The sequence below is a fragment of the Teredinibacter haidensis genome (assembly GCF_014211975.1).
Taxonomy (GTDB): domain Bacteria; phylum Pseudomonadota; class Gammaproteobacteria; order Pseudomonadales; family Cellvibrionaceae; genus Teredinibacter; species Teredinibacter haidensis.
Genome location: NZ_CP060084.1, coordinates 532,312 through 548,154 on the forward strand (window position 1 = coordinate 532,312; position 15,843 = coordinate 548,154).

General features: G+C 48.6%; 11 protein-coding genes. 7 read left to right on the forward strand and 4 right to left on the reverse strand.

What is annotated here, in order from left to right:
* Positions 1 to 65: 65 nt before the first annotated feature.
* From H5715_RS02250 to purU, 3 genes are all read left to right on the forward strand, one after another.
* Positions 66 to 842, forward strand: a complete 777-nt coding sequence (locus tag H5715_RS02250; RefSeq protein WP_075185773.1) for an enoyl-CoA hydratase — start codon at positions 66 to 68, stop codon at positions 840 to 842.
* A 12-nt stretch (positions 843 to 854) separates the two neighbouring features.
* Positions 855 to 1,670, forward strand: a complete 816-nt coding sequence (locus tag H5715_RS02255; protein ID WP_075185772.1) for an SDR family oxidoreductase — start codon at positions 855 to 857, stop codon at positions 1,668 to 1,670.
* An 84-nt stretch (positions 1,671 to 1,754) separates the two neighbouring features.
* The gene (gene purU / locus H5715_RS02260; protein WP_075185771.1) at positions 1,755 to 2,621 is read left to right on the forward strand and encodes a formyltetrahydrofolate deformylase; all 867 of its coding nucleotides are present in this window, start codon (positions 1,755 to 1,757) and stop codon (positions 2,619 to 2,621) included.
* A gap of 581 nt (positions 2,622 to 3,202) precedes the next feature.
* Here the strand turns inward: purU and H5715_RS02265 are convergent.
* The 4 genes from H5715_RS02265 to H5715_RS02280 all read right to left on the reverse strand — a co-directional run bounded on the left by H5715_RS02265 (position 3,203) and on the right by H5715_RS02280 (position 9,318).
* Positions 3,203 to 4,435 (reverse strand): ankyrin repeat domain-containing protein, encoded by a 1,233-nt coding sequence (locus H5715_RS02265; protein WP_075185770.1) that lies wholly within the window; start codon positions 4,433 to 4,435, stop codon positions 3,203 to 3,205.
* Between the two features lie 343 nt (positions 4,436 to 4,778).
* The gene (ydiJ, locus tag H5715_RS02270; protein WP_075186162.1) at positions 4,779 to 7,889 is read right to left on the reverse strand and encodes a D-2-hydroxyglutarate dehydrogenase YdiJ; all 3,111 of its coding nucleotides are present in this window, start codon (positions 7,887 to 7,889) and stop codon (positions 4,779 to 4,781) included.
* 251 nt (positions 7,890 to 8,140) lie between these two features.
* Positions 8,141 to 9,013: an MOSC domain-containing protein gene (locus H5715_RS02275; RefSeq protein ID WP_075186161.1), complete on the reverse strand. Its 873-nt coding sequence runs from the start codon at positions 9,011 to 9,013 to the stop codon at positions 8,141 to 8,143.
* A gap of 17 nt (positions 9,014 to 9,030) precedes the next feature.
* Positions 9,031 to 9,318 carry a DUF1244 domain-containing protein gene (locus H5715_RS02280; RefSeq protein ID WP_075186160.1) on the reverse strand — a complete coding sequence of 96 codons (288 nt, stop codon included), beginning with the start codon at positions 9,316 to 9,318 and terminating at the stop codon, positions 9,031 to 9,033.
* 408 nt (positions 9,319 to 9,726) lie between these two features.
* Between H5715_RS02280 and cobA the strand changes: the two genes are divergently transcribed.
* The 4 genes from cobA to H5715_RS02300 all read left to right on the forward strand — a co-directional run bounded on the left by cobA (position 9,727) and on the right by H5715_RS02300 (position 15,806).
* Positions 9,727 to 10,539 carry a uroporphyrinogen-III C-methyltransferase gene (cobA, locus tag H5715_RS02285; RefSeq protein WP_425507031.1) on the forward strand — a complete coding sequence of 271 codons (813 nt, stop codon included), beginning with the start codon at positions 9,727 to 9,729 and terminating at the stop codon, positions 10,537 to 10,539.
* 38 nt (positions 10,540 to 10,577) lie between these two features.
* Positions 10,578 to 13,124 (forward strand): nitrite reductase large subunit NirB, encoded by a 2,547-nt coding sequence (gene nirB, locus H5715_RS02290; RefSeq protein ID WP_075186159.1) that lies wholly within the window; start codon positions 10,578 to 10,580, stop codon positions 13,122 to 13,124.
* Between the two features lie 11 nt (positions 13,125 to 13,135).
* Entirely contained in the window at positions 13,136 to 13,471 is a 336-nt protein-coding gene (gene nirD, locus H5715_RS02295) for a nitrite reductase small subunit NirD (RefSeq protein ID WP_075186158.1), read from the forward strand.
* Between the two features lie 151 nt (positions 13,472 to 13,622).
* Complete coding sequence (locus tag H5715_RS02300) at positions 13,623 to 15,806, forward strand: molybdopterin oxidoreductase family protein (RefSeq protein WP_075186157.1); 2,184 nt, start codon at positions 13,623 to 13,625, stop codon at positions 15,804 to 15,806.
* Positions 15,807 to 15,843 lie beyond the last annotated feature (37 nt).

Sequence of the window (15,843 nt, forward strand, 5' to 3'; positions counted from 1 at the left end):
AGCAAGTTTGCAGGTCAACAATGGGCTAGACTTCAGTCGACGGTATAACAATAAAGAGAAGGGATATGGTGAACGAAATTCTTACCCTGTGCGAGAATGGAGTGCTTGAGATAACATTCAATCGACCCGAGAAAAAGAACGCGCTCAACCAGCATATGTATCAGGCCCTAGCTGATGCATTCCAGCGGGCGGCGAATGACCCCTCAATTAGAGTCGTGTTAATTAAAGGCGCTGGCGCTGATTTTTGCAGCGGAAATGATCTTGCCGATTTCTCGTCCGTTATGGCCGAACCTGAGAAACTCGCGCAACAAGATAGCCCCATCCCCGCATTTATGGCTGCTCTGGCGGAATTTCCCAAGCCCGTGGTTGCGGCGGTACACGGTGTTGCCGTGGGGATTGGTGTAACCCTCTTGCTGCATTGCGATTTAGTCTACGCCTCTGAATATACGGCTTTTTCGCTACCTTTTGTAAGCCTGGGCCTGCGGCCGGAGTACGCCAGCTCGTATTTGCTGCCTCGCTTGGCGGGCCATGCGCGCGCAGCTGAATGGCTGCTGCTGGGGGAGCCTTTCGGTGCAGATGACGCTCGTATGGCAGGGATGATAAATAAAATTGTTGCCAATCCCGTTGAGGTGGCGCGCGAAGTTTGTGAGAAATTAAGCAAACAGCCCTCGGTGGCCGTTCAGCAAACAAAAACACTGTTAAAGCAGGCGGATACGCTAAATGTGCAGGTGAGTATGCAGAATGAGCTTAAGAGCTTTATCGAGGGCCTTAGCAGCGCCGAATTCCGCGAGGCAGTCACGGCTTTTTTCGAAAAGCGCCCGGCAGATTTTTCCAAATTATAAAAGGTGGGCAGAATGCAGTTGGATTTTCGAGATTGTACGGTTGTCGTCGTTGGTGGAACAAGCGGGATTAACCGTGGCATTGCCGAGTGCTTTGCCAAAGCTGGCGCAAGAGTGGCCGTCGCTAGCCGAAGTGAGGATAAAGTGGAAGATACCGTGGCGGCATTGGCTGTGTTAGGGGCCGAAGCCATGGGCTTTACCGCAGATGTCCGCGATCAGGAGGCCGTTAAAACCGGCTTTGCGGGTATTGAAAAAGCCTACGGCAAATTTGATGTGCTGGTCAGCGGGGCCGCGGGTAACTTTCCCGCGTTGGCTAATGGTATGTCGGCGAACGGTTTTAAATCGGTTGTGGATATCGACCTGCTGGGAACTTTTCATGTGCTCCAGGCCGCTTATCGTCATCTGAAAAAACCGGGTGCAAGCATTATCAATATTTCTGCTCCTCAGGCCTTTCTACCGATGGTCGCCCAAGCACATGTCTGCGCTGCGAAAGCGGGCGTGGATATGATCACCCGCACTCTGGCGATGGAGTGGGGACCAAAAGGCATTCGTGTAAACAGTGTTGTGCCCGGTCCTATAGAGGGTACAGAAGGCATGCAGCGGCTGGCACCAACACCGGAACTGCAGAAGCAGGCGACGCATACGGTTCCGCTTCGCCGATTGGGGCAGACCGATGATGTGGGAAACCTCTGCCTGTTTTTGGCGTCTGCAATGGCCAGCTATGTGAGCGGTACTGTGATTCCGGTGGATGGTGGGTGGTCGTTGGCTGGTGCATCTGCATTCAGTGCAACATTGGGAGATTTTATGATGCAAACCGAAAAAGACGTTTAGCGGCACCTGCATAGACCTGAACACACGGCCTTGCTATGATCGCTTCTTGCCTGTTGGGGGGCGTCATTACAGCAAGAGGGCAGTATGTCAGCAAAAGTAGAACAGCTGATTTTAAAATTTAGTTGCAACGATCAGCCGGGAATAGTCGCATCCGTTGCCAGTCTTTTTTCTCTTCAGGGTTTTAACATTCGAGAATCGTCACAGTTTGAAGATGTGAGCGCTCGTCGCTTCTTTATGCGCACCTTACTGGAATCAGTTGAAGGTCCAAAAAGTTTTGCTGATGTGAATTCTGCTTTTCAGTCTATTGCTGACCGTTACCAGATGGATTGGACGCTTACCGATGGTAAAAAACGGACTAAAGTTTTAATTGCGGTTTCCCAGTGGGGCCATTGTCTAAATAATTTGTTGAATAGTTGGAAGCGTGGCACTTTGCCCGTAGATATTGTCGGCGTAGTCTCTAATCACGAAGATATGCGTGCGCTGACTGAATGGTACGAGGTTCCCTACCACTACCTTCCGGTTACCAAAGAGACCAAGCCCGAGCAGGAAAACCAAATACTGACGTTGATGGATGAGACCGGAGCTGAGTTGCTGGTACTTGCTCGCTATATGCAGATTCTCTCTAATACGCTGTGTGCCCAATTGGAAGGCCGGGCGATTAACATTCACCACTCCTTTCTGCCTGGTTTTAAGGGCGCAAAGCCTTACCATCAAGCCTATGATCGCGGTGTAAAATTGATCGGTGCTACTGCCCACTATGTGACAGCAGAACTGGATGAAGGCCCGATTGTCGAGCAGGAAATCGAGCGGGTAACTCACGCCAACTCTCCGGAAGAGCTGGTTGAAATCGGTCGTAATACCGAAGCTGTAGTCCTACAGCGCGCGGTGCGTTGGCATGCGGAAAATCGCGTGTTACTCAATGGCCAGAAGACGGTAGTGTTTACGCGTTAAACAAAGGGTTACCCGTTCCTTAAAAAGGGGGACTGGCGATACCAATAGATAACAACGCCTTACTATCGAGTAGAGAGGGATTTGAAAACAGAATAAAGGGATATTTCATCTATGCCCAATGCCATTCTTCTTTTTGTAGTTATGTTCCTTTCCGTAAACCTTTTCGCTGCCAAAGAAGAGGCCCTCATTTAGACTGAACAATCGCACCGGGTACTGAACTCGCGTTTCCCAACGACGATGATATCAAACCGAGCAGAAGTGAATTCGAACTTGTTAATTATGTGTTGATGAGCAGTGAGCCTGGTGAACGCTGGACGGTCATGACTATTCGCAACACATCCACTGAGTCTCGAATTTTAGAGAGCAGGCACCTTATGGCCGCCTTGTTTGCCGATGGTGGGCGACTAGCGCCACAGGCATTTTCACGAAGCTTAAATGGTGGCGAGACTATTTCTATCACGCTATCTTTCGGGTTTAGCCAATTTCCCATCTTGGGCGTATATACACGTGAGTAAGGCGTAGCCCGTTCAAGTGCCACTTATTTAGACGTGCTTTTATATTGCTTGGCAGATTACTCTTTGCTAGTTGGGGGCAACCGATGGGCTGCTTTCTTCCAGTAATTTGGCAATGTCCGATTGAGCGGTCTCCTTCGCATATTCCGCCGGAGACATATCATCTATCGTAAAATCGGTGCTTACACCAGCGCCGAGAAGGTAGTTTACGAATGTATACCCCGTGCCGGACTCTATTGCCGCCTTAAGGAGGTTATCACCGTGCTCCGAAAGCGTGTGAATATCAAAGCCCCTGGCAACTATTAAATCCATTATTTCCGCAGGTGGTCCAGCGTTGGATACTGCCCACCAAATATTGTTGTGGTCATCCAGCGAATCAACGGATTGTAAAATCAGATTTGTCGACTGCATATCTCCGAATTGCAGTGCTTGCTCTAGAGCTGTTTCACCTTCGCCGTTTTGCTGCGCAGGATTAGCGCCTTGCTGGAGTAATGCTTCAACAAGCTCATAGTCTTCTATCCCGACGGCGTAGTGCAGGGGGGAATCACCATATTCATTTCTTACATTGATATTTGCTCCCTTACTGACGAGCTCTTCAATATTTCCAGCTGTCAAGGTATCGTGATCGAGGTTGTCCAAAATAGCCTGTGCGCCGTAAACTAGTGGTAGTTTGAAGGAAAACACCATAATCATCAGTGTTGCAACAGCGTAGGAAAAACCGGTGTTTATTGCTCCCCTGCCTTTCTTTACATACTGATCTTTTGGGCTCCAGCGTGTTATTTTTGGCGGTGTTTTGACGCGTGTTATCAGAATATAAATACTGGCTAGCGCCCACAGCCCACCCACAATCAGGGTAACCCAGCGCCATTTGTTGATGTAAAACCAGGAGATAAACAAAGCGAAAAACAGGCTGAACAGGGATGGCAGTATTGCGGTAAACCAACGTTGCTGGTGTTCGGTTTTTTTTAGGTTTTCCGGCGCAATTTTATTAAAAATGGAAGTAAATTCTTGCTTTTGTTCTGTCGATTGGAAATTTAAAGGCAGGTTTTCTTTTTTCTTCAGGACTCTGTAGCACAGGTCGATATTCGTATCGGTGTTGCGACTGGTGACTGATCGCAACTGCGTGGATTTGACAATGTGAATATCGTCTTTGGCATATATCGAGATAGGGTGAACGTTAGCGGCGAGCTTTTCTCTTATGGCGTCACATGCATATTCATTACAGGATGCGACCAGAACACCATTTTTGGTCAGAATAACAACGTTATCGGAATTTGAGTTTGTATTAATCCAAAACTTCATAGACTCCTCCATTAAACTATTAGTCATTATTTCTATTAGTTATACGAGTAGTGCTAGTTTCAGTGCTTTACGTGCTCTGGTGAGCGGGGTGATCTGAGCAGGGTAGCAGTGAAGGAACGTTTTCTTTTGTATGCAGATCAAATTTGTTGTTTATTTCATAACCAGCGTAACAGTGCAGGCGACAGAACATTGTGGAATATGCTCTGGGATCTCAGAGCAACAGAGTGGCCATTTTTCGATGCTTTTATTGGTAGGAAAGTGAGTGGGTTAGTTTTGAACTTTGTTCGGGAGCCCCGCGACTCGACCCTGCAGGTGCGAGTCGCGGGGCTCCCGGAGCGCTAGCTTACTTATGTTCCAGCGAGGCGAGCAGTGCCTGAAATGGATGTTGAATAATTTTCCCTGCTTCGCGTTTCACTTGGCTGCGGCAGGAATAGCCTGTCGCCAGTAGCTGTTCGGTAGCGATTTCATCCACTGGCTTTTTCCAGCTTAGCGCGTAAATTTTCTTCGAGGTTTCGACATTGCGCGCTTCATGGCCGTAAGTGCCGGACATACCGCAACAACCCAAGGATAATATATCCAGTTCGTGCCCCAGCGCGGAAAATATTTGTTTCCACTGGTCGCGTTCTTTGGTGGCGTGAGACTGCTCTATACAATGGGGCATTAAGGTGAACTGCAGTTTGTCTTCAGGGGCATGCTTTTTCAAATGTTCGATATTTTTCATCAACCATTCCTGTAGCAATAAAACATTGGGGGCTGCGTTTTCCTGGGTTTCATCTTCCAAAAACTTTTTATACTCGGCGCGGTAGGTAAAGGTCATCGATGGATCAACACCTACGAGGGAAACACCCTGCTCGCTAAATTTGTTGAGCATATTGGCATTGCGCCGTGCAACTTTGGTAAACCAGTTTAAAAAGCCGTGTACGTGTAAGGGTTTGCCATTGGCTCTATAAGGGGCCAGGTAAGGGGTAAAGCCCAGCGCGCGCAGAAAATCGAAAATATCGACAATTAGTTGGGTTTCGAAATAGCGGGTAAATGCGTCCTGTACTATCAGGACAGTGTTTTGTTTTTCTTCATCGCTCATACGCTTGATTGCGTGCAGGTTGGCTGTCTCGATTTGGTGCTTGCGTAAAGATACTCGGGAAAGCAGAGGCCCATTCACAAAGCCGACCCATTTATTTAGTATCCACTTTATGGGAGCTGCACCCATAACGCCGTTGTATATAACCGGTACTTTTGCACAGATAGGTAGAACAAATTCAAGCGTTCCCACTAGGTAATCTTTTAGTGGACGTAAATAACGGGTGTGGTATAGCGCGATAAAGCGGCTTCGAAATTCCGGCACGTCTACCTTAATGGGACACTGACTTGCGCAGGCTTTACAAGAGAGGCAGCCCGCCATTGCCTCGTAAACATTGTGCGAGTAGTCGTCACTGTTTTTACCGAAAATGGCATTGAGTAATTTTAGGGGAAAGCGAATAAGGCTGGAAATCCCGCTGGCGTTTTTTAATTGTTGCTGTGGGTGAACTTTCTGGTCCGATAATAATTTCAGCCAGGTTCGAATTAATGTAGCGCGGCCTTTTGGCGACTGAATCCGATCGCGGGTTCCTTTCCACGATGGGCACATGGCATCGTTGGGATTCCAGTTATAGCAGGCTCCATTACCATTGCAGTATACCGCTTCGTTAAAGCTCTTCCATGCGTCTGGTAGTATTTCTCGGTCGTACTGACCCCGTGTAGGCACTTCATTAATTTTCAACAGTTCAATATCGGCTGAGGGGGTGGCTATTTTTCCTGGGTTTAATTGGTTGTGCGGGTCGAAGGCAGCTTTAATTCGCTGCAGTTGCGGATAGAGTTGGCCGAAGAACTTGGGTGCATATTCCGAGCGCACGCCCTTGCCGTGTTCGCCCCAGAGCACGCCGTTGTATTGATGGCACAGGTCGGCAACCCTGTCGGAAATCTCCCAGGCTATTTCTTCCTGTTGTGGATCTTTCATATCCAGCGAGGGGCGCACATGTAGAACGCCCGCATCTACATGGCCAAACATGCCGTATTCCAGTTGGTAGCCATCAAGAATTTCGCGGAATTCCAGAATAAAGTCGGCAAGGTTTTCGGGCGGTACCGCAGTGTCTTCCACAAAGGGCACGGGGCGAGCTTCACCCGCTGCGTTGCCGAGCAAGCCAACAGCTCGCTTGCGCATGGCCCAAATACGTTTAACGGCATCGTTGCCCATGGCGATTGAGTAGCCCAATCGACCACTGGTGGTATAGCTACTGGCTTCGAAATCGGGTGTATCGCTGGCGTGACCGACCGATTGCTTGAGTCGCTTGGATAGGCGCTCTATACCGTCTTGAAGTTCCTGTTCTGTGTCGCCGGTAAATTCCACCAGATTAATGCCTTTCACGTCCTGATTGTGGTGGTCGCCAAGGGCATTGTTATTGGATTCATTGAAAAACTCTTCTACCTGGTGCCAGATAAAATCGTTCATCGCCAGGGTGAGCACTTTGGAATCGATGGTCTCGATAGACGTGGGATTTGCTCGCATCAGCTCGGTTGCATCCCGCAGGGAGCTGTTAAAGTCTGAATACTTTACGACGACCAGTGCCGAACATTTGGGAATGCTTAGCAGGTTAAGTTTAGCTTCGGCAATAAATCCTAGGGTGCCTTCGCTGCCACAGAGGATATTGTTCAGGTTGAGTTGCCCCTGTTCATCACGAATATGGGCCAGGTCGTAGCCCGTCATGCAGCGGTTCAGCGGGGGGAAAACGTCGTCAATAAGCGCAGCATGCTCCCGATGAATGCTCTCGGCCAGTGTGTGAATATCCGAACAGGGGCCGTCGCCCTCCAGCAGGGCAGAGGCTTCCTCTTCTTTTAGTGCGCGCGTTTGCAGTGTTGCACCACTGGCGAGGACAGTGGTGAGTTCAAGTACATGGTCGCGGGTCTTTCCGTACACGCAGGAGCCTTGGCCTGATGCGTCAGTATTGACCATTCCGCCGATGGTCGCGCGGTTGCTGGTCGACAGGTCAGGCGCAAAAAACAAGCCGTAAGGTTTGAGGGCCGCGTTGAGCTGGTCCTTGACTACACCGGTTTCCACGCGCACCCACTTTTCTTCCGCGTTAATCTCTAGTACGTGGTTCATATGTCGTGAGAGGTCCACCACAACCCCATCGGTTAAGGATTGGCCATTGGTGCCTGTGCCGCCTCCGCGGGCAGTCAGTACAATAGTCTGGAAGCGCGTCTCGGATACCAGCTTAGCGGCAGTGATCAGGTCGTCGATATCTCGTGGGTAGACGATACCCTGAGGGAGAATCTGATAGATGGAGTTGTCCGTAGCCAAAGCCAAGCGATTACTGATATCCGACTGTATTTCTCCTCTAAACCCTCGTGCTTCCAGCGAATTCAGGTATTCCAGATAGAGTGTTTGTTGTTCTGCAAAGGGGCTTAACTTGGGGATCATAACTACGTTGTCCTGTACCTATCGGAAGACATTAAGTTTCGGGCTAGACTATAGACAATTACGAAACGCGGTGTCTGTGTTTAGTGTGTTCTCACTGGTGCAACGGCGCATTTTATAGCCTTGTAGCATCACGGTCATCTACAGGTAGCAAATGAATTTATCTAAAAAGTTTAGCGCTAAGCTTGCGGGCAACTTGGAGGTCTTGTTCAGTATGTTTTGTGCGCGTTTTGAGGCAGGGTTACCATATCCCCTTATTGAATGACCTGCAGCTTATCCCCCAAGCGTAGCCCCACTTTGGTCGCCATTTCTCCCACGGGCTCTCTCAGTTTGGCATTGACACCAAAGGCAGGCGCTTTTTTGTTCCCCGGCATTGGATTTAATTCCGTTAGCTGTTTGAAGGGAACTGAGTAGGGCAGCTTTACTCCAGTATCTGGGTTGATGGTAATAATTGCGCAGCGCTGGCAGGCATCCACTAAGGTGAACTCGATTCCCGAAGCGGGGTGTTTAAGCGCTCGTACCTGATGCTCCGCGAATGCGGGTAAGCCGCTGATCACAATATTGGGCCGAAAGTTGCGAATGTCCACTTCGTGTAGGTGTCGTTTCGCTAATAATTCATTAAGTGTGTACAGCGACAATGCATTGGCGATCAAAAACGGTGCCGCATCGGCAAAGTAGGTGGCGTTGGCGCCGAAGCGTTCCGGGTAGCCGGGTAGTCGTTCTGTGGCTTTGTTAAACCAGGCCAGAAAGAGTGGCTCCTGTGAGTGAAGTGCATGGGTAAGCCAGCGGTTAGCGTGTTCCTCTGCGAGAAAGCCTTGTGCTGAATCGCTCCAGATGTGCACTTCTCGACTGGGGGACGTTTTTGTCGGAAAGTTCAGTGTGCAGTTTGGAACATCCGAAGGATGGTCATCATTCAGCTTAAGTATCAGGCCTTGAGGCTGACGTTTAACTTGAATCAGCGCCATGCGGGGTAACTTTCGCTGACTTAAAAACTGCCCTTGAGCGTTAATGACAGCCCATTCGCGATCACCGAGAACCCCCTTTGGTGTTAGGGAGCATTGCGCCAGGGGGATGCCAGCGCAGGATTTAACGGGGTAGTGGTACAACCCAGTGATAGTGACTTCCACAGGTTTATCTGCCGCTGTTAGTGGTTTTTCTCAAAAGTAGCCAGTTGCTCGGGGCTCGCAGGCGTCTGGTGCTTTTCCTTCCATTGATCATAGGGCATGCCGTAGATGATTTCGCGAGCCTGGTCGTAATTTATGGATTCTCCTTGCTCTTGTGCCGCTGCGGTATACCATTTGGCCAGGCAGTTACGACAAAACCCAGCCAAATTCATTAGCTCGATATTTTGTACATCTTTTCGGGAATCCAGATGCTCGAGTAATCGGCGAAAAATGGCGGCTTCTATTTCGGTTCTCTTCGTATTTTCCACGATCTCTTCCTTATATAGTTTGAGCGTGGAGAGTACCCCGGATTTTCTGGAAGAGAAAGAGGCGGCGTAACGCTCCTTTTGTGAGTCGTTATGGTGCAAAAACAGATCAAAAAACCACCAAAACGAAATTAACCAAGAAATCGGCTATGAGTTCATGGTAGCTAAAAGTGCATATATGATCCGTAGTGGTGCGTTTTTTACTGTTTGGTGAGTCTGAAATATAGTCATTTAGAACTACGCCTATGATTTCATGGGTTTAACCCATTGATATACAAGGGATAAAAAAATATTTTTGTCGACCGTTCGCGATTGGTTTCCATTTTGCAGTACTGGCAGTGGCTGCTAAATAAGGCGTTTTATCTAGCGGCCAGCCTGGTGCTAAAACTAATGATTATTCGTGGCGAAACTATGATGTACTCACAAACAAAAACTTCCGCACATCGGCCGCAGAGCTCGAACGTGGGGAAAGTATGGCTAGTCGGCGCCGGCCCCGGCGACCCAGACCTGCTAACAGTCAAGGCATTGCGTGTTTTGCAGCAGGCCGATCTTATTTTGTTCGATAATCTGGTAAGTGATGAGATTCGAGCGCTGTTTCCGAAAGCCGTACCTGCTTTCTATGTGGGCAAGCGCAAGGATGACCACAGTATTGCACAACAGGATCTTAATGCCTTGTTGGTAAAGAAAGCAAAACAGGGTTTGAGTATTGTTCGTATTAAAGGCGGTGACCCCTTCGTTTTTGGTCGTGGCGGTGAAGAGTTGATGTCTTTGCGAGAAGCGGGTATTGATGCCGAAGTTGTACCCGGTATTACCGCTGCTTCGGGTTGCACAACGGCTGCCGGTATTCCTCTTACCCATCGCGGCGTTTCTCAGGGCTGCACATTTGTAACGGCGCATGGAGAAACAGAGTTAAACCTGGATTGGCAGGCTCTGGCTCATGTAGGACACACCCTGGTGTTTTATATGGGGGTTAGCCGTGCAGGTATTATCGCCAAAAATTTAATCGGTAATGGCCTTTCCGCGAGCACGCCGGCCGCCATTATCGAAAACGGTTGTCGCTCCAATCAACGGGATATTGTGGGGCAGCTGGGGGAGTTAAGTCACCTGGTTGATACCCATCAAGTTCAGTCTCCTGCGTTAATAGTTGTGGGTGATGTGGTGAACCTTTCAGCGCGATTGCGTACACTGCCTGAGTTGGAAATATTGAATCAAAGCTGTGCCTAGGTTCACGGCGCTGACAACAAGAATTTTGAGGACGTAATATGAGTAAGCAAAGAATAGTGGTTGTCGGTAACGGCATGGTTGGACATAAGTTGATTGATAATCTGATCAACCACGAGAATGCCGATCAGTACGAAGTAATAACATTTTCTGAAGAGCCACGCCTGGCTTACGACCGGGTAAAGTTAAGCGCCTATTTTTCCGGTTCAACCGTCGATGATTTAATGCTTACTTCCGAAGCTTACTACGTGGAAAATGGTGTTAAGTATGTTTTGAATGAAAAGGTGGTGGAGCTGAAAACCGCCGAAAATAAAGTGGTTACGGCCAGCGGCCGTGAAGAAAGTTACGACAAGTTGGTACTGGCAACGGGTTCCTTCCCCTTTGTTCCGCCTATTCCCGGTAAGGATCAGCCCCACTGTTTGGTGTATCGCACAATTGAAGATTTGGAAGCCATCACAGCTTCAGCAAAAGAAAGCAAGGTGGGCGTTGTTGTGGGTGGTGGCTTACTTGGTTTGGAAGCGGCCAATGCTCTTAAAAACCTGGGGCTGGAAGTACATGTAGTTGAATTTGCTCCCCGTTTGATGGCCGTGCAGTTGGACGAAGGTGGTGGTGAACTACTGCGTAAAAAAATATCTGAATTGGGTGTGAACATTCATACCGAAAAAAATACTCAGGAAATTGTTGACGGTGAAGAAGCGCGTTATCGCATGAACTTCGCCGATGGCTCGCATTTGGAAACCGACATGATCTTGTTTTCTGCCGGTATTCGCCCGCAGGATGAATTGGCTCGCCAGTTTAATTTAGATATTGGCGAGCGCGGTGGCATCGTGGTTAACAATAGTTGCCAAACATCTGTAGACAATATTTACGCGGTTGGTGAATGTGCGCTTTGGGACGGTCGAATTTTCGGTTTGGTTGCGCCGGGTTACACCATGGCCAAAGTAGCCGTGTCCCATATGACCGGTGGCGATGAGGCCTTCACCGGCGCTGATATGAGTACCAAACTGAAATTGCTCGGTGTGGATGTGGCCAGCGTGGGTGACGCGCAAGGACGCACCCCCGGTTGCTTAAGTTACGTTTATCAGGACGGTGTTAACGAAGTTTATAAACGCATTATTGTGTCTGAAGATAAAACCAGATTGTTAGGTGCTGTGTTGGTAGGGGATGTGGATGCCTACGGTACGCTGCAGCAGATGTGTGTAAACAGTATGGATTTGCCGGAAACCCCTGAAGCTTTGATTTTACCGGCCATCGACGGTGCCGCGAGTGTTGGTATGGGCGTTGATGCCCTGCCCGATGAGGCTGTAATTTGTAGTTGTAATGATGTGAGTAAAGGCCAAATTTGCTGTGCCGTGCAGGATGGCGCCGTCACTATTGGTGATATAAAAGCCGCTACCAAAGCGGGTACCAGTTGTGGCGGTTGTGTTGCACTGACAACACAAGTTATGAACAGTGAACTTGAGAATTTGGGTGTTGAGGTTAATACCGATCTCTGTGAACATTTTGCTCACACCCGCCAAGAGCTGTATCACATCATTCGTGTCGAAAAAATTAAGACCTTTGGTGAAATGCTTGAAAAGCACGGCAAAGGACTGGGTTGCGACATTTGTAAGCCAACGGTCGGTTCTATTCTCGCCAGTTGCTGGAATGACTATGTGTTGGAGGATCAGCACGCATCGTTGCAAGATACCAACGACCACTTTATGGCAAATATGCAAAAAAATGGAACCTATTCCATTGTGCCGCGTATAGCCGGTGGTGAAATCACACCAGACAAATTAATTGTGCTGGGCCAAGTGGCTAAAACCTATAACCTTTACACCAAAATTACCGGTGGTCAGCGTATCGATTTATTCGGTGCGCAACAGCACGAACTACCGCTAATCTGGAAAGAGCTTATTGAAGCCGGTTTTGAAACGGGACATGCCTATGGTAAATCATTACGTACCGTTAAGTCGTGTGTCGGAAGCACTTGGTGTCGCTACGGAATGCTCGACAGTGTTGGCATGGCTATTCGATTGGAAAATCGCTACAAAGGTCTGCGTTCGCCACATAAAATAAAGTTTGCCGTATCGGGCTGTACCCGCGAATGTGCGGAAGCACAAAGTAAGGATGTGGGCGTTATCGCGACGGAAAATGGCTGGAGCTTATATGTGTGTGGGAACGGTGGTATGAAGCCGCGCCACGCCGATTTGTTTGTGACAGGCCTTGATGATAACGCGCTTATTCGAACCATCGATCGATTCTTAATGTTTTACGTACGAACCGCCGATCGACTACAGCGCACCTCAGTTTGGATGGACAATCTGGAAGGAGGCTTGGAATATCTGTCATCTGTAGTGATCGACGATAAGCTGAATATTTGTGAAGAGCTGGAAAGTGAGATGTCTCACGTGGTCGATACCTATCAGTGTGAATGGAAAACCACCATTGAAAATCCAGAAAAGCTTAAGCGTTTCCGCACTTTTGTAAACAGCGACTCAGCAGACGATACCGTTGTATTTGTTGAGGAGCGCGAACAGATTCGTCCGGCAACGGAAGAAGAAATCGTTCGCTTCGTAGAGCAAAAAGAAACTGCTACCGTATAGGAGAATAGAGTATGAGTACTGAATTAAATTGGGTATCTGTTTGTGATGCCAGCGAACTATCTCCTTTCCTGGGTGTGCGCGCTCTTTTGGATCAAGAGCAGGTGGCGATTTTTAAAGTGAAGGATGAGCTGTATGCACTAAATGCCATAGACCCATTCACTAAAACAGCCGTGTTGGCACGCGGTATAGTGGGTGATCTAAAAGAGCAGTTAGTTGTTGCCTCACCTTTGTATAAGCAGCATTTTAATTTGCAGACTGGTGTGTGCTTGGAGGATGAAACCGTAAGTGTACAAACTTACCCGGTTCGAGAGCAGGACGGGCAGATACAGCTGGCAAAGGCCGTTTAATACGTAGAGACTTCGCCCCGACAAGTTTGATCTAACGCCTATGCTGGGTTGGTCGAACTTGTCGGGGCGAAGTGCTGTACAAATCAACAAAATAATAATGCAGTAAACCCCTATTAATCTATAGCACCTATTTATCCAGTGAGGCAGGCGCATGCTTTTCGGTAGAAAAAAGAAAAATCCGATTAAGATTCGAGACAAGGGCGTAGTCGACTGGAAATACTCCACTTGTGGCTATTGCTCTGTGGGCTGTTCTATAGAGATCGGCATGAATAAAGACGGCGTGCCGGTTACGACTCGTGGAGTGGGTGGTGCCGACGTGAATCGCGGAAAGCTCTGCATTAAGGGCTTGACGGAAGCGCAAATTTTCGATTCCGTTGGTCGTGGTAGCACGCCAAAAATTCGCAATAGAGCTTTTGACGAGTGGCAGGAAACAAACTGGGATACCGCTCTGGATAAAACCGCTGCTGAGTTTAAGCGTATCCAGGAGAAATATGGTCGGGATTCGGTTGCGGTCGTTTCTACGGGGCAGATCATGACCGAGGAATTTTATACCCTCGGGAAGCTGGTGCGCGGGGTTATCGGTACAAATAATTACGATGGCAATACCACCTTGTGTATGGCTTCGGCGGTGTCGGGCTATAAGCGCTCGTTTGGTTCCGACGGCCCTCCAGGGTGTTACGGGGATTTCGAGCATACGGAATGCTTAATGGCTTTCGGTTCTAACCTGCCAGAACAGCACCCCATTATTTATTGGCGTTTAAAAGAGGCGCTGGAAAAACGTAAGTTCCCCGTTATTGTGGTCGATCCACGCGTTACCATGTTCTCCCAGTTTGCCGATATGCATCTACCCATTACACCGGGTACTGATCTGGTGCTGCTGAATAGTCTCGCCTATGTCATTCTTGATGAAGGCCTGGAAGACCGCGACTATATTGAGCGCAGTTGCAGTAATTATGAAAAGTTTGCAGAAGTCGTTGCCCAGTACGATCCAGTCTCAGCTTCAAAAATTTGTGGTATTGACGAAGATACCATCCGCAATGTTGCGCGGCTCTATGCCAAGGCCGGTGCTGCCATGTCTATTTGGACAATGGGCATTAACCAAAGCACTCACGGTTCTGATGGAGTATGTGGCATTAATAACTTGAATTTAATTACCGGTAATATCGGAAAGCCCGGTGGTACCAGTCTTTCTATTACTGGTCAGAACAATGCAATGGGGACTCGTGAGTGGTCTTCTTGCTCTGGTTTACCCGGTTATAGAGCCTTGGAAAAACCCAAGCATCGAGAAGAAGTTGCCCAATTCTGGGGCGTCGACCCTGAATTTTTCCCGGAAAAACGCGGCCTGGTGGAAACCGATATATTTCCTGCAATTGAAACAGGACAGATTAAAGCTCTGTGGCTGGTTGCAACCAACCCCATGACTTCTATGCCCAATTCCGCCCGTATTCGTAAGACGTTCCAGAATTTGGAGTTCTGCGTTGTACAGGATTGCTACGAAGATGTGGAGACCACTCAGTATGCCAATGTTTATTTGCCTGCGGCGCTTTGGGCAGAGAAAAAAGGGTGTTTTACGAACACTGAACGGCGTGTAAACCTTACGCGCCCTGTCGTTGAGCCTATTGGCGATAGTAAACCCGATTTTTGGATTTTCACCCAGCTTGCCAAGCGTTGGGAGCAGGGCAGAAAAATGGCCTTCCCTGAAGATACTGAAGAGGTGTTCGAGGAAATGAAGGCGCTTTCCAAAGGGGATGATCGTATGCTGGATATTTCCGGCATGAGTTACGACCTTATCGAACAAAAACGTGGTATTCAGTGGCCGTTTCGCGAGGGGCAGGAAGAGGGCTCACCAAGGCTTTATACCGAAGGGGTTTTCCAACACCCGGATGGCAAGGCCAAGTTGATGGACATGCCCTATATAGAAAACAATGAATGCCCCTGTGAAGACTTTCCGTTCTGGTTGAACAGCGGTCGGGTTGTTGAGCATTTTCACACTCGGACAAAAACGGGAAAAATAGGTAACTGTAATAAATTCAGTCCAACACCCTATATGGAAATGAATCCCGATGCGGCGGCTGAGATGGGCATTAAGCATATGAGTTACGTGCGCTTGGTCTCGCGCCGGGGCGATGCTGTCGTGCTGGTGCAAACTACTCAGCGGGTTGCACGGAATATGGTGTTTATTCCTATGCATTATCATGACTGTATTAACCGCTTATCTCTCGGTTTGCTCGATCCATATTCAAGACAGCCCGCGTTCAAACAATCTGCTGTAAGAATTGAAGAGATCGATCAGGATGAAGCTGCGCGATTGAATATGGAAATGCGGGAATTTTAATTTTTGTAAACCGGTTTTTCATTCATGGCTAAAACGA

Excerpts from the sequence above, each read along its gene's own strand:
- H5715_RS02250 (WP_075185773.1), top strand. The coding sequence starts at position 66 with ATGGTGAACGAAATTCTTACCCTGTGCGAGAATGGAGTGCTTGAGATA.
- H5715_RS02255 (WP_075185772.1), top strand. The coding sequence starts at position 855 with ATGCAGTTGGATTTTCGAGATTGTACGGTTGTCGTCGTTGGTGGAACA.
- purU (WP_075185771.1), top strand. The coding sequence starts at position 1,755 with ATGTCAGCAAAAGTAGAACAGCTGATTTTAAAATTTAGTTGCAACGAT.
- H5715_RS02265 (WP_075185770.1), bottom strand. The coding sequence starts at position 4,435 with ATGAAGTTTTGGATTAATACAAACTCAAATTCCGATAACGTTGTTATT.
- ydiJ (WP_075186162.1), bottom strand. The coding sequence starts at position 7,889 with ATGATCCCCAAGTTAAGCCCCTTTGCAGAACAACAAACACTCTATCTG.
- cobA (WP_425507031.1), top strand. The coding sequence starts at position 9,727 with ATGATGTACTCACAAACAAAAACTTCCGCACATCGGCCGCAGAGCTCG.
- nirB (WP_075186159.1), top strand. The coding sequence starts at position 10,578 with ATGAGTAAGCAAAGAATAGTGGTTGTCGGTAACGGCATGGTTGGACAT.
- nirD (WP_075186158.1), top strand. The coding sequence starts at position 13,136 with ATGAGTACTGAATTAAATTGGGTATCTGTTTGTGATGCCAGCGAACTA.
- H5715_RS02300 (WP_075186157.1), top strand. The coding sequence starts at position 13,623 with ATGCTTTTCGGTAGAAAAAAGAAAAATCCGATTAAGATTCGAGACAAG.